The organism is Pseudoalteromonas sp. MQS005 (assembly GCF_001661605.1).
Classification (GTDB): domain Bacteria; phylum Pseudomonadota; class Gammaproteobacteria; order Enterobacterales; family Alteromonadaceae; genus Pseudoalteromonas; species Pseudoalteromonas tetraodonis.
This window is the reverse complement of record NZ_LYRQ01000003.1, coordinates 83689-98111: the sequence shown is the minus strand read 5'-3', so window position 1 is coordinate 98111 and position 14423 is coordinate 83689. Positions and strand designations below refer to the sequence as shown.

Annotated in this window: 15 protein-coding genes; 14 read left to right on the top strand and 1 reads right to left on the bottom strand. The window is 41.6% G+C overall.

Going from position 1 to position 14423, the window contains the following annotated elements; genetic code table 11:
- The first annotated feature begins 58 nt into the window (after positions 1 to 58).
- From flhA to A9479_RS02465, 14 genes are read left to right on the top strand one after another with little or no spacing between them, the layout of a single operon-like run.
- On the top strand, positions 59 to 2167 hold the full coding sequence (gene flhA, locus A9479_RS02530) for a flagellar biosynthesis protein FlhA (protein ID WP_008112204.1): 2109 nt from the start codon (positions 59 to 61) through the stop codon (positions 2165 to 2167).
- A gap of 21 nt (positions 2168 to 2188) precedes the next feature.
- Complete coding sequence (gene flhF / locus A9479_RS02525; RefSeq protein ID WP_064662610.1) at positions 2189 to 3679, top strand: flagellar biosynthesis protein FlhF; 1491 nt, start codon at positions 2189 to 2191, stop codon at positions 3677 to 3679.
- A complete protein-coding gene (locus A9479_RS02520) occupies positions 3672 to 4532 on the top strand; it encodes a MinD/ParA family protein (RefSeq protein WP_010387928.1) in 861 nt (286 codons plus the stop codon). The genes flhF and A9479_RS02520 overlap by 8 nt, the downstream gene beginning before the upstream one ends.
- Before the next feature lie 26 nt (positions 4533 to 4558).
- Positions 4559 to 5269 carry an RNA polymerase sigma factor FliA gene (locus A9479_RS02515; RefSeq protein WP_008112209.1) on the top strand — a complete coding sequence of 237 codons (711 nt, stop codon included), beginning with the start codon at positions 4559 to 4561 and terminating at the stop codon, positions 5267 to 5269.
- 40 nt (positions 5270 to 5309) lie between these two features.
- Entirely contained in the window at positions 5310 to 5693 is a 384-nt protein-coding gene (gene cheY, locus A9479_RS02510) for a chemotaxis response regulator CheY (RefSeq protein WP_008112210.1), read from the top strand.
- Positions 5694 to 5709: 16 nt separating this feature from the next.
- On the top strand, positions 5710 to 6477 hold the full coding sequence (locus A9479_RS02505; protein ID WP_010387932.1) for a protein phosphatase CheZ: 768 nt from the start codon (positions 5710 to 5712) through the stop codon (positions 6475 to 6477).
- Positions 6478 to 6491: 14 nt separating this feature from the next.
- Entirely contained in the window at positions 6492 to 8708 is a 2217-nt protein-coding gene (locus A9479_RS02500) for a chemotaxis protein CheA (protein WP_064662609.1), read from the top strand.
- A 53-nt stretch (positions 8709 to 8761) separates the two neighbouring features.
- On the top strand, positions 8762 to 9913 hold the full coding sequence (locus A9479_RS02495; protein WP_016899235.1) for a chemotaxis response regulator protein-glutamate methylesterase: 1152 nt from the start codon (positions 8762 to 8764) through the stop codon (positions 9911 to 9913).
- Complete coding sequence (locus A9479_RS02490; protein WP_028833993.1) at positions 9906 to 10670, top strand: flagellar motor protein; 765 nt, start codon at positions 9906 to 9908, stop codon at positions 10668 to 10670. The genes A9479_RS02495 and A9479_RS02490 overlap by 8 nt, the downstream gene beginning before the upstream one ends.
- A gap of 5 nt (positions 10671 to 10675) precedes the next feature.
- Positions 10676 to 11638 carry a flagellar motor protein MotB gene (locus tag A9479_RS02485; protein ID WP_016899237.1) on the top strand — a complete coding sequence of 321 codons (963 nt, stop codon included), beginning with the start codon at positions 10676 to 10678 and terminating at the stop codon, positions 11636 to 11638.
- Positions 11639 to 11650: 12 nt separating this feature from the next.
- On the top strand, positions 11651 to 12421 hold the full coding sequence (locus A9479_RS02480; RefSeq protein WP_008112222.1) for a ParA family protein: 771 nt from the start codon (positions 11651 to 11653) through the stop codon (positions 12419 to 12421).
- A 3-nt stretch (positions 12422 to 12424) separates the two neighbouring features.
- A complete protein-coding gene (locus A9479_RS02475; protein ID WP_064662608.1) occupies positions 12425 to 13147 on the top strand; it encodes a chemotaxis protein CheW in 723 nt (240 codons plus the stop codon).
- 21 nt (positions 13148 to 13168) lie between these two features.
- Positions 13169 to 13666, top strand: coding sequence for a chemotaxis protein CheW (locus A9479_RS02470; RefSeq protein ID WP_008112225.1), 498 nt, complete (start codon positions 13169 to 13171; stop codon positions 13664 to 13666).
- 18 nt (positions 13667 to 13684) lie between these two features.
- Positions 13685 to 14086, top strand: a complete 402-nt coding sequence (locus tag A9479_RS02465; protein ID WP_008112228.1) for a DUF2802 domain-containing protein — start codon at positions 13685 to 13687, stop codon at positions 14084 to 14086.
- Between the two features lie 27 nt (positions 14087 to 14113).
- Here the strand turns inward: A9479_RS02465 and A9479_RS02460 are convergent, their stop codons facing one another.
- On the bottom strand, positions 14114 to 14422 hold the full coding sequence (locus tag A9479_RS02460) for an EscU/YscU/HrcU family type III secretion system export apparatus switch protein (protein WP_010387940.1): 309 nt from the start codon (positions 14420 to 14422) through the stop codon (positions 14114 to 14116).
- Position 14423 lies beyond the last annotated feature (1 nt).

Genomic DNA, 14423 nt, shown 5'->3' with positions numbered 1-14423 from the left:
AACTTGGAATAGTTATTGCAATTTCAGCGTAGTGTCAATTTTTTGAAATTGTAGAGTTATGGAATTTAAAGCGGTATTACAACAACTTAATAAAGATAAAAAAGAATATGCGAAGGGCGTTGGTACACCGCTTTTGGTGTTGGCTGCGCTGGGCATGGTTATTTTACCACTGCCTCCATTCCTGCTTGATATATTATTTTCGTTTAATATCGCGCTTGCGTTAGTTGTATTACTGGTCACTGTATACACCATGAAACCGCTTGAGTTTGGTATGTTCCCAGCGGTGCTATTAATTGCAACCATAATGCGCTTAGCACTCAATGTGGCCAGTACCCGGGTGGTATTGCTTGAGGGTCATAACGGTGGGGATGCTGCTGGTAAAGTCATTGAAGCATTTGGTTCAGTGGTAATCGGTGGTAACTACGCCGTGGGCTTGGTGGTGTTTTTAATTCTGATCATCATTAACTTTGTGGTAATCACCAAAGGTGCTGGTCGTATTTCAGAAGTATCAGCGCGTTTTACTCTAGATGCTATGCCAGGTAAGCAAATGGCCATAGATGCAGATATGAATGCCGGTTTTATCAGTGCCGAGCAAGCCAGAGAACGTCGTGAGGAAGTAACCCGTGAAGCTGACTTTTATGGTTCTATGGATGGTGCTAGTAAATTTGTAAAAGGCGATGCTATTGCTGGCATAGTCATTTTAGTGATCAATATTGTGGGTGGCTTATTTGTTGGCATGATCCAACATGATTTAAGTTTTTCACGCGCTATGGAAGTGTACACACTATTGACCATTGGTGATGGCTTAGTCGCGCAATTACCTTCATTACTACTTTCAATTGGTACTGCAATTGTTGTAACCCGTCAAAATGAATCGCACAACATGGGCGATCAGTTTAAGAAGCAATTAGGTAACGAAAAATCGTTATTTATTGCCTCAGGTATCCTTATTACTATGGGCTTAGTCCCAGGTATGCCACACCTTGCATTTTTAAGCTTAGGGGCGCTTTTAGGTTACCTTGCATACTATACTCAGCAAAATAAACTGAAATTAGCCGCTGCAGAAGCAGAAGAAGCCGAAAATGCCGCCTCAGGTACCGGAATTGCGGCTAAACAAGAGCAAAAAGAACTGGGTTGGGATGATGTTCAACAAGTTGATGTTATTGGTCTAGAAGTCGGTTACCGACTCATTCCTCTCGTTGACCAATCACAAGGTGGCGAGCTGTTAAACCGTATTAAAGGAGTGCGTAAAAAACTATCTCAAGAGCTGGGCTTTTTAGTGCCGCCGGTGCATATACGCGATAATCTAGAACTCGACCCAAATGCATACCGCATAACCATGATGGGTGTATCAAGTGGTGAGGGTGAGCTTAAACATGGTGATGAATTAGCGATTAACCCAGGCCAAGTATTTGGCCCGCTAAAAGGAATTGAAACTAAAGATCCTGCGTTTGGTTTAGATGCAGTTTGGATAAAACCTGATCAAAAAGATGAAGCACAGTCTTTAGGTTACACGGTGGTTGATTCGGCTACCGTGGTGGCAACCCATATTAGCCAGTTACTCACCAATAGCGCCGCATTATTACTCGGACATGAAGAAGTACAAAACTTATTAGATATGTTAGGTAAGAGTCACCCTCGCTTAGTTGAAGGACTTGTACCTGAGGTATTACCGCTGACCACCATCGTTAAAGTACTACAAAATTTATTAAATGAAGGGGTAGCAATACGAGATATGCGCTCAATTGTTCAAACCCTTGTTGAGTATGGACCTCGCAGCCAAGACCCAGATGTATTAACGGCTGCAGTGCGAATATCACTGCGTAGATTAATCGTCCAAGATGCCGTTGGTATGTCTTCTGAAATCCCTGTCATAACCTTGGCGCCTGAGTTGGAACAGATGTTGCATCAGTCACTTCAAAATGCAGGTGATGAAGGTGCCGGAATAGAACCAGGGCTTGCTGATAGACTTCAAACATCATTGAATGAAGCGCATCAAAATCAAGAAATGGCCGGTGAACCTTCAATATTGCTAACGTCAGGAATGTTACGCACTGTGTTATCTCGATTTGTTAAATACACCATTCCAGGATTGCGAGTGATGTCTTACCAAGAGATACCAGATGAAAGACAGATCAAGATTGTCAGCTCTGTAGGCCAACAATAAGATTTTAAAGGGGTTTGAATTATGAAAATTAAACGTTTTTTTGCTAAAGACATGCGCACTGCACTAAAAGAAGTAAAAGAAGAGTTGGGTGTTGATGCGGTTATTATGTCAAATAAAAAACTAGCTAATGGCGTTGAAATTGTTGCTGCAGTTGATTACGACAAAGCAGCGACAAAACCGCCAGAGCAGCCTCAAAGCCAACCTGCTGCAAGAGCTTCATTTGCACATACTGAGCAAAGTTCACATAATTTTGTTAAACCAGAACCGCAACGCGCTCAACCTAAGCCACAGGCAAAGGTTGCAGATAGCTTACAAGCTTTACTAGAGCGTCAGTCTCCACGTCCTCGTTCAGCAGAGCTTGCTTCAATGTTTTCACACTCTGGCATTGACACTTCTGGTCACTATCAAGAACAAGAGCCTGTGCAATCACGACCTAAAAATATGTTTGAACGTGAACAAAGCGCGCCAGTGCGTCCTCGCACCCAAGCCGATAGCTTAGGTTTCGACGACTTAGACAGTGGCTTTGACGATTTAGATTCACCTAGCGCACCGCGTCAGCAAACAATTCATAAAGAATCCAGTGACATCAGCACAATGCGTGAAGAAATGAACGCAATTCGTCAACTATTAGAGCACCAAGTATCAGGTTTAATGCAGCAAGATATGGCACGTCGCGACCCGACCCGTGCATGTATGATTGACCGCTTAGTCGGTATGGGGATAGAAAAAAATGTTGCTGAGCAAATGGCATGTTTTGTACCAGACGATGTGTCTCGCCAACAAGGCTGGAAAGCTTTATTGAACATGGTTGAAGATCAAATGCAAACCACGAACAACGAAATACTTCGCCAAGGCGGTGTTTTTGCGTTAGTCGGGCCTACAGGCGTGGGTAAAACCACCACAGTTGCAAAACTGGCAGCATTGGGTGCACAAAAATACGGTGCCGATAAAGTAGCGCTTATTACTACCGATACCTACCGTATTGGTGCTTATGAGCAGCTAGCAACGTATGGTCGTATTATAGGTTGTGGCGTTAAACAAGTTAAAGATGCAAATGAATTAGCAGAAGTTTTATACCATTTACGAAATAAACGTCTAGTCTTAATTGATACAGCGGGAATGAGTCAACGTGATTTACGCTTAACTGAGCAGTTAAACACCTTGATGCGTAATCAGCGTGTTGATATACGTAGTTATTTAGTATTAAGTGCGACGGCGCAAATTAATGTATTACAAGAAACAGTAAGGCACTTTAAAAAAGTACAGCTAAGCGGATGTATTTTTACTAAACTTGATGAGTCATTGAGTTTAGGTGAGATTATTAGTATTGCGATTCAAAATCGTCTCCCAATAGGGTATCTTACTAACGGTCAGCGAGTACCAGAAGATATTAGAGTGGCAAATGCCGAAAAACTAGTAAAAAAAGCTGAGCAATTGTATTTAAAAAGAATAAAAGCACAACAATCACGACACCAATCAGTGGCGTCGAGCACAGTAGAGATGTATGATTAACACAGTTTTAGATCAAGCAAGCGGCCTTCGCAAAATGAGCAAGAATAATAATAACGGCGTAAAAGTTATCGCTGTCACCGGCGGCAAAGGTGGAGTGGGTAAAACGAACGTATCCCTTAACACGGCAATCGCGTTAGGCCAACAAGGCAAACGTGTGCTTGTACTAGATGCTGATTTAGGATTAGCGAATTGTGATGTGATGCTTGGACTGCGCGTTGAGCGTAATTTATCTCATGTTTTATCGGGCGAATGTGAACTTGATGATATTTTAGTCGAAGGTCCCGCAGGCATAAAAATAGTGCCTGCAACATCGGGTTCGCAAAGTATGGTTGAGTTATCACCCTCAGAGCACGCTGGACTTATTCGTGCATTTAGTGAACTTAACACCGACTTTGATATTTTAATTGTTGATACCGCTGCGGGTATTTCCGATATGGTGCTGAGTTTTTCTCGCGCAGCGCAAGATGTGGTTGTGGTGGTATGTGATGAGCCTACATCAATTACCGATGCCTATGCTTTAATTAAAGTACTTAGCCGTGAGCACGGCGTTTATAAATTTAAAATTGTTGCCAATATGGTGCGTAGTTTACGCGAAGGGCAGGAATTGTTTGCAAAACTTTCAAAGGTTACCGACCGATTTTTAGATATATCAATGGAGTTGGTTGCAACGGTTCCATATGATGAAAATATGCGCAAATCAACGCGCCGCCAAAAAGTAATTGTTGAGGTTTTTCCTGGGTCGCCTGCTGCAATTGCTTTTAAAACACTGGCTACAAAAATTGCTAAGTGGCCAACACCTAGTCAAGCCTCGGGTCATTTAGAGTTTTTCATTGAGAAACTAGTTAGTAACTAACAATGACAATACCGGTGAATAGAGCTATGGGATATCAGTCAACACAGAATTTAAATATGATTGTTGAAAAGCATGCCTCATTAGTCAAAAAAGTGGCGTGCCATTTAATTGCTCGTTTACCGGCCAGTGTGCAGCTAGATGATTTAATTCAATCGGGTATGATTGGTTTAATTGAAGCTTCAAAAAACTTTGATGCAAGCAAAGGCGCAAGCTTTGAAACCTTTGCCGGTATTCGTATTCGTGGTGCGATGATAGACGAAATGCGCCGAGGCGATTGGGTTCCACGTTCAGTTCACAGAAAAAGCCGTTTGGTTGCAGAGACTATTGTTGCGCTTGAGAACAGTTTAAACCGTGAACCTAAAGATAGTGAAGTTGCTGAAAAACTTGAAATTTCGCTAAATGAGTACCATCATATTTTAAACGATGTAAATGTAAGCAAAGTGTTAGGTATTGAAGACCTTGGTATAGATGATGATGTGATTACACCTCATGGCCAAGATTTAGCACTAGACAAACCGTTCAATAATGTTAAAAATGAACGGTTTAATGAGTCTTTACTCAGTGCAATAAAGTCGTTACCGGAAAAAGATGCAATGGTGCTTTCTTTGTACTATAACGATGAGATGAATTTAAAAGAAATTGGGCATATACTCGATGTAAGTGAATCGCGTGTAAGTCAGATACATGGTCAGGCGATGATTAAGCTTAAAGCAAAAATCAATGACTGGATAAACTAGAAGTAAGTAAATAAAGGTTCAGGCCTCACTGGAGGATGTTTTGGATAAAAACATTAAAATTCTTGTTGTTGATGATTTCTCAACAATGAGACGTATTATTAAAAACCTGTTGCGCGATTTAGGTTTTACCAATGTTCAAGAAGCAGATGACGGGTCAACTGCTTTGCCTATGTTGCAAAATCAAGCGTTTGATTTTGTTGTAACAGATTGGAATATGCCAGGCATGCAAGGTATTGATCTTTTAAGGGCAATTCGAGCTGATGAAAAATTAAAGCATATTCCTGTTTTAATGGTTACAGCAGAAGCTAAAAAAGAACAAATAATTGCTGCGGCCCAAGCAGGTGTTAATGGTTATATTGTTAAACCATTTACTGCAGGTACATTGAAAACTAAATTAGAAAAAGTGTTCGAACGCTTAGGTTAATGAGAGGGAGAGGCTTATGTCAGCACCTGCTGCGCCTCAGATTACTTTAGAACAAGCTCGCCAGTTAGTTGTTTTTTTAGAAAATGGTGAGCAAGATAAAGCGAATCAGTTAATTTTAGAAACAGCTTCACAAGAGCAATCACAGTTATTTGCTGAGGTGGGTAAGTTGACGCGTCAACTGCACGAAGCTTTAAAAAGTTTCGAGTTAGACACGCGTTTAACAGACATTACCACTGATGCCATCCCTGACGCAAAAAAACGCCTTAACTATGTCATGGAAATGACAGAAAACGCAGCCAATAAGACAATGGATGCGGTTGAAGCAAGCTTACCATTAGCACAAGAAATCGCTGACGAAATAGCTGATATCAAGCCAACGTGGGATCGTTTAATGAACCGCGAAATAGAGCTTGGTGAGTTTAAATCACTTTGTCATAGTATTGATAAGTTTATGAGCAGTTCTCATCACAAAACCGATGAGTTACAAATGCTGATGACTAATGTGCTGATGGCTCAAGACTATCAAGATTTAACCGGTCAGGTTATTCGCCGTGTTATTGAACTTGTCCGTGAAGTTGAAGAAAGTTTAATTCACCTGTTAACTGCATTTGCAGCGCAAGGTGGTGAGGTTGAACCAACTGAACAACCAGAAAAAATAGAAGATCCCATTGTTGCACAAACACTAGCAGGTCCCGAAGGGCCTATTATTGATAAAGAAACGCGTAATGATGTTGTATCTGATCAAGATGAAGTTGATGATCTATTATCAAGTTTGGGCTTCTAATAGGAGAGTACTGCATGAGCTTTGAAGTCGATGAAGATATTTTACAAGACTTTTTAGTAGAGGCCGGAGAAATCCTTGAGCTTTTATCTGAACAGTTAGTAGAACTGGAAAACAACCCAGATGATACTGAGCTACTAAACGCAATATTTCGCGGTTTCCACACTGTAAAGGGTGGCGCTGGCTTTTTGGCTATGACAGAGCTTGTTGATGCATGTCATGGTGCTGAAAATGTGTTTGATTTACTGCGCCAAGGTGTAAGAACAGTTAACTCTGAATTAATGGATGTGATTTTACAAGCACTGGATACCATTAATGAAATGTTTGCCACGATTAAAAATCGTGACCAGCCAGAGCCTGCTGATCCAGAATTACTTGCAGTACTTCACAAACTTGGACAGCCACCGACAGCAGAAGAGCTTGCCGGCGATTCTGTGGTTGAAGATATAGCTCCTGTCGAAACCCCATCGGTAGAGCCCGAACCAGTTGCAGAGCAACCGAGCAACGATGCTGAAGAAGACCCGTTTGCTTTTGATGAATTATTTAGCGGCTCAGATAGCAGCAGTACTGAGTCTCAGATTGATGAAATAACCGAAGACGAATTCGAAAGCCTACTTGATGAACTTCATGGAAAAGGGCAAGCCCCACAAGAAAAACAATCATCATCAAGTGACAATGATGTCAGTGGTGATATAACTGACGATGAGTTTGACAGCTTATTGGATGAACTTCATGGTGTAGGCAGCTTTGGCGAAGTGAGCCAAGCAACCGCAAGTACACCACAACAAACACCATCAGCTCCTGTGGCTCCACCAAGTAACGAGCAAAGCTCGGGCGATGATGAAATAAGTGACGACGAGTTTGAAGCGTTACTTGATGAACTTCATGGTAAAGGTGCACCTAAGTCGATAGAAACACCGGCTCCTGTAAGTAAACCAGAACCAGTGGCAGCTAAAAAGCCAGAACCAGTTGCTGCAGCTAAGCCACAGCCTAAACCAGAGCCAGCTAAGCCGGCTCCTGCGGCACAAGCAGCTAAAGCTGCGCCGCCTAAAAAAGCAGCGCCTCCACCGGCAGAAACAACAGTACGTGTTGATACCAAACGCCTAGACCAAATAATGAACATGGTGGGCGAGTTAGTACTTGTGCGAAATCGCTTAGTGAGTTTGGCGACTAACTCTGATAGCGAGGCTATGGGTAAAGCTATTTCCAACTTAGATGTTGTGACTGCTGATATCCAAGGTGCAGTAATGCAAACACGAATGCAGCCGATTAAAAAAGTATTTGGCCGTTTTCCTCGTGTTGTACGTGACTTAGCACGAACACTTAAAAAAGATATTAATTTATTACTTGTCGGTGAAGACACCGATTTAGATAAAAATTTAGTGGAAGCATTGGCCGATCCATTGGTGCATTTGGTTCGCAACTCGGTCGACCATGGTATTGAAATGCCCGATATTCGTGAAGCATCGGGTAAACCTAGAACAGGTACGGTGACTTTATCAGCTTCGCAACAGGGTGATCATATTCTACTTACCATCCAAGATGATGGTGCCGGTATGGATGCTGAAAAGCTTAAAAAGATTGCGATTAGTAAAGGGGTGCTTGATCACGACCAAGCGAGTCGTCTTTCTGATACTGAAGCTTATAACCTTATTTTTGCACCTGGGTTTTCAACCAAAGAAGAAATCTCAGATATTTCTGGCCGTGGTGTTGGTATGGATGTGGTTAAAACAAAAATCACTCAGCTCAATGGCTCGGTTAACATAAAATCAGAAATGGGCGTAGGGACTACTTTAGAAATCAAAGTTCCACTAACACTTGCGATATTGCCTACCTTAATGGTGGTGGTGGGAGAGCAAACCTTTGCCTTGCCGCTAGCGGGTGTAAGTGAAATATTCCACTTAGATTTAACAAAAACTAATGTGGTTGATGGCCAGCTAACGATTATTGTTCGTAAAAAGTCGATTCCATTATTCTACCTTGAACATTGGCTTATAAAAGGCGCTGATAGAGGTCAGCGAAAAGCACAAGGGCATGTCGTTATTGTGCAAATAGGGACTCAAAAAGTAGGGTTCGTTGTTGATTCACTAATAGGTCAAGAAGAAGTGGTGATCAAGCCTCTAGATGCATTATTGCAAGGTACGCCGGGTATGGCGGGTGCGACTATTACCTCTGATGGTGGAATTGCACTGATATTAGATGTACCGAGTATGCTAAAGCATTACGCTGGATAATAAAAAGTAGGTATAAACTTTATGCCTACCCATTCATTGAATAAGAGAGCGAAATGGCTGTTAAAGTTTTAGTAGTTGATGATTCAAGCTTTTTTCGCCGCAGAGTGAGTGAAATTCTTGAACAAGACAGCGGCATTGAGGTAATAGGCTTTGCTGTAAATGGCCGAGAGGCCGTCGAAAAAACAGCTCAGTTACGTCCTGATGTTATCACCATGGATGTTGAAATGCCGGTGCTGGATGGTATTAGTGCTGTGAAAGAGATCATGGCGAGTAATCCAACACCTATTTTAATGTTTTCATCGTTAACACGAGCAGGGGCATCTGCCACTTTGGATGCGCTTGATGCTGGGGCGATGGACTTTTTACCTAAAAAGTTTGAAGATATTGCTCGCAATAACGATGATGCAATTAAGTTATTGCAAAATAAGGTTAAGGAAATAGGCCGCCAGCGTATTGGAAGAATTACGAGAACGGCCCCATCTCCAAGTATTAGTAAACCAGCGTCAAACAGTTCTGAACGCTTTTCTAACCTTGCTAAAAAGCCGATAGTTCAACCTGATCGTAGCTTTAATAATGCGAGTCCTGCACCTAATAACAGCAGTGCCTCAGCGCGTGCCAGTGGTAAGCAGTATCAGTTAGTTGCTATTGGTACATCCACAGGTGGGCCAGTTGCACTGCAAACTATTTTGACGCAATTACCTGCTAATTTTCCACACCCTATTTTACTCATACAGCATATGCCTGCTGCATTTACCCCGGCCTTTGCTACTCGCTTAGATGGCTTGTGTAAGATTAAGGTAAAAGAAGCGCAGCAAGGCGATAGATTACAACCTGGGTGCGCTTATTTAGCGCCAGGTGGCCAGCAAATGATGGTAGAAGGACGTGGCTCTAATAGAACCCTTCGTGTGTTTGAAGATAAAAATGAACGAGTAAACTATAAACCAAGTGTTGATATTACCTTTGCCAGTGCGGCCAAAGCGTATCAAGGTGATGTGCTTGCCATTATTTTGACAGGCATGGGTGCAGATGGTCGTGATGGTGCTCGCATGCTTAAGCAAACTGGCGCTACAATTTGGGCTCAGGATGAAAAAAGCTGTGTTGTCTATGGTATGCCTCAGGCGATAGCCAGTGCAGGTTTAGCGAGCGAAAGCATTAGCCTTCATGATGTGGCTGCACGCTTAAAAAGAGAGGTTGGCTGTGGATAAGCTTTCTGTTTTAGGATTACTGGTTGCATTAGGTGCTATTGCAATCGGTTATTCTTTAGAGGGAGGTGTGGTATCTGCGCTGTTTAATGGGCCTGCACTAATTATTGTATTAGGCGGTACATTAGGTGCGGTGATGTTACAAACATCAGCCAATACATTTAAAAAAATGCTTAGTATTACTCATTGGGTTTTTGTTACCGACGACCATGATATTGAAGATGCTATTGAGCAAGTAAAACGCTGGTCGCATAAAGCCCGTCAAGAAGGGTATTTAGCATTAGAAAACGAAGCACTTGCGCATTCAGATCCCTATGCCGCCAAAGGACTGAGTTTATTAGTTGATGGCTGTTCAGAGCAAAAACTACGCGATACCCTCGAGATTGACTTATTACTTGAGCGAGAACGATTACTTGAGGCTAGCCGGGTATATGAAGCAATGGGTGGGTATAGCCCAACTATTGGTATTTTAGGTGCGGTACTTGGGCTTATTCAAGCCATGTCATTTATTAACGATCCTGAGCAGTTAGGAACGGGTATTGCCACCGCGTTCATTGCAACTATATATGGTGTTGGTTTGGCTAATTTATTATTTTTACCTATGGCCAATAAGCTAAAGCAACGGGTTGAACAAAAGATGCTTTATCACGAAATGTTAGCGGAAGGTGTAATTGCTATTAGCCAAGGTGAGAGCCCTATTAATATTGAACTAAAGCTTGAAGCCTACCGCGTTGAACGTCCAATTTTACAGGCCCATTAGCGCCTATGTTACGCCGTCGCTTACGTCATCACCAATTAAAGAGCCAACATACTGAGCGTTGGTTAGTTTCTTATGCGGATTATATGACCATAATGTTTGCATTTTTTGTTGTATTGTATGCAATTGCGATAAACAAAGAAGACAACATCAAGGTTTTATCTGATTCTCTTGAGCATGTTTTTGATAAGTCTGCAAAACAATATTCTCAGCAGGGTAACGGGGTAAATGGTGATGCTTTATTGCTTGAAAGGGTGACCCCTGAGGCTGAAATACTCTATGGCGAAAGTATTCAAGAGCAAGAGCAAGGCCCAATGTTACTCGATGGTCAAAGTGACAATAGCAATATTAGTCAACGCCACTTAGGTAAGCCGCTGGATAGTTTATTGGCTAAATTACAATCGTCGCTAATTGATGAGATACGCAGTGGCGAGGCTAGCTTAGAACTAAGCCAAGACTGGTTGGTTATAGAGCTCAATTCCGGATTGTTGTTTGCCAGTGGTAGTGCTGTTGCACATAACAAGGCCAAAGAGATTGTAAAAAAAATTGAAGCAATCATTGCATCAGTCGATAACTATATAAGAGTACGCGGGTATACAGATAACGAAACCATACGAAATGAAATATTTCGTTCTAATTGGGAGTTATCAGTGGCGCGTGCAACCTCAATATTAGTTGAGCTAGAGCGTTTGGGCATTGAATCCGCGCGCATGGCCATTGAGGGGTATGGTCAATACTCGCCCTTTGCCGATAATGATACCGAAGCTGGGCGTGCTGAAAACCGTAAAGTCGTGATTGCACTTTCTAAATATGGTTTAGCACCAGAGCCCTCTGATGAACAAACGAAATCATCAATTTCAGTATCAGAGCAAAGTCAGCCAGAAATTGAGCTACCTGCCCAAGACGATACAATAAAAATAATCCGTTTACCGCATGGTGGCATCCGTGTTACAACGCGCAACGAACAGTAATTAGGATGTAATGTGAAAGTTTGGACAGTAGCCAATCAAAAAGGGGGAGTAGGCAAAACCACTACAGCGGTTAGCCTTGCAGGGATCCTTGCGCTTCAAGGCAAGCGCGTGTTATTGATTGATACAGATCCTCATGCTTCACTAACCTATTACTTTGGTATTGATTCAGAAGATTTAGAGGTCAGTGTTTACGATATTTTTACTCGCGGCTCGAGTATGAAAAGCGAAGAAATATTGCAAGCATTATGCCCCTCAACAATTGAAAACCTTGATATTTTACCCGCAACTATGGCGATCGCGACACTTGACCGTAGCATGGGTAATAAAACGGGAATGGGCCTGATTTTAAAAAAAACACTGGCTAAAATTAGCGAGTATTACGATTACGCAATTTTAGATTGTCCACCTGTTTTAGGTGTGCTGATGGTCAATGCGCTTGCCGCCTGTGAAAGAGTGTTAGTGCCGGTGCAAACTGAGTTCTTGGCGCTTAAAGGGCTCGATAGAATGATGCGTACTATGGAGTTAATGCAAACCTCTCAAGCGAAAAGCTATGAATATACTATAATTCCAACTATGTATGATAAACGAACCAAAGCATCGCTTGAGGCCTATAAAACATTACAAGAAACGTATAAAGAAAAAGTATGGCCAGGCGTTATTCCTGTTGATACTAAATTTAGAGATGCAAGTTTAGCGCAAAAAGTACCGGTAGATTTTTGCCCAAATGCGCGTGGAGTCTATGCTTATAAAGCATTACTTAAATATTTAATAAAACAAGGTTAATAAATGAGTAAGCAATTATTTGCTAATGAAAAAGTAGTCACTCAGTACTTAGGGGCGTTATTATCTGATGACGAACCAACAAAAGACCTTGAGCCTGTTGCTAAACTGCTTGAGCAGGTAACGTATGAAGAGCAAAAAGAACAACCAGTAATAGTTGAGCCTGTTGTTGAAGTTGAAAAGCTTAATAAGCAAGTATCGAATGTAGAAATTGACACCCACCAAGAGCAACACGTCGTGCCTGAGCAAGAGGTGGTTGTAGGTGGTGAAGCTGACTACTTTGATGGTGAGTTTCAAGCGCTGTTTTTTGAAGTGGCAGGGCTTACTTTAGCGGTTCCGCTAAAAGCCTTAGGTGGCATTCATGAGCTTGGAGAAGTAAATCATTTATTTGGCAAGCCTAAGTGGTTTAAAGGGGTTATGATCAACCGAGAAGAAAAACTCAATGTTGTTGATACCGCTCGCTGGGTTATGCCTGAAAAGTACGATGAGCAGTTAGAGGCATCTTTAAATTATCAATATCTCATCACTTTAGGTGATAGCCAATGGGGTTTATTAGCAGAAATACTAATAAATAACATTACATTGAGTAAAGAAGATGTAAAATGGCGTACAAATAACAGTAAGCGCCCATGGCTTGCTGGAGTAATTAAAGAAAAAATGTGTGCTTTAATAGATGTTAATAATTTAAACGCACTATTAGAGAAAGGCTTAGATAGCCGTCACAAGTAATGACCATTACGAGGTAAGAGCATGAGTGAAGATAAATTACTGTCAGCTAAGAAAAATGCAGATAATAATGATGAGATTTTGCAGTGGGTTACGTTCAAGCTAGAAGATGAAACTTATGGCGTAAATGTAATGCAAGTGCAAGAAATACTGCGTTACACCGAGATTGCTCCTGTACCAGGTGCACCTTCGTATGTGATTGGTATTATTAACTTACGTGGTAATGTTGTTACCGTTATTGATACTCGCTCTCGTTTTGGTTTACCTGATATTGAAGCGACGGATAATTCACGTATTTTAATTATTGAAGCAGAAGAGCAAGTGATTGGCATTCTAGCCGATAGCGTTTCTGAGGTTGTTTACCTACGTAGCTCTGAAATTGACAGTGCGCCAAATGTAGGTACAGAGGAAAGTGCTAAATTTATTCAAGGTGTATGTAACCGCGACAATGAGTTACTTATTCTGGTTGATTTAAATAAACTACTCAGTGATGACGAATGGGATGAGTTAAGCGATATATAAGCTTCTCTACATAAAACTATGTTATTACTTGGTATTGCTATTGCGGGTTTAGTTTTTGGACTATTCTCGCTGCTTTTAATTGTGATGTTTAAAAAGCGCTATGCGAGTGAGCTTGGCGCGCAATTACAACAGTTTAAAGATTCATCAGAGCAGATTAATATTTTACGTAGCGAAGTGTCAGAGTTGCGAACCGGTTTACTGAGTATTGGTAAGCGTGTGCTTGAGGTAGAACAACAAAACCAAGAGCTGATACAGCAACAAGCAGCTCAAAAATACGATGACCCCGATGCTAAAATATACTCTCGTGCAGTAAAAATGGTTGAGTTAGGTGCTGATTTAGATGAGGTTATTCGCGAATGTGAATTACCCCGCGCCGAGGCTGAACTGTTGTTTTCATTACACAAACAAAAAGGCGCTTAGCGCCTTTTTTGCTTTTATAACACTGCGTTATGCTTTTATATTTAGCTTTCCCTGAAAGTCTTGCCAACCAGGCGGAAACTTTCCTCTAACCACGTATGAAAACGCAATGAGCTCAGCAATAACAAAGTACAACTCTTTGGGGATCTCTTCTGCGAGGTCTAGTTTCGATAGTGTATTTGCAAGTGCTTCATCTTGATGGATTAAAATTCCTTTTTCTTTGGCTAGGGCAATAATTTCATCCGCCAGTTCACCAAACCCTTTAGCACTTACAATGGGTGAATGTCCCGCCTCGTAGAGTAGTCCAATTGCTGAATTGCTTTTTGATGACTCAGTCATG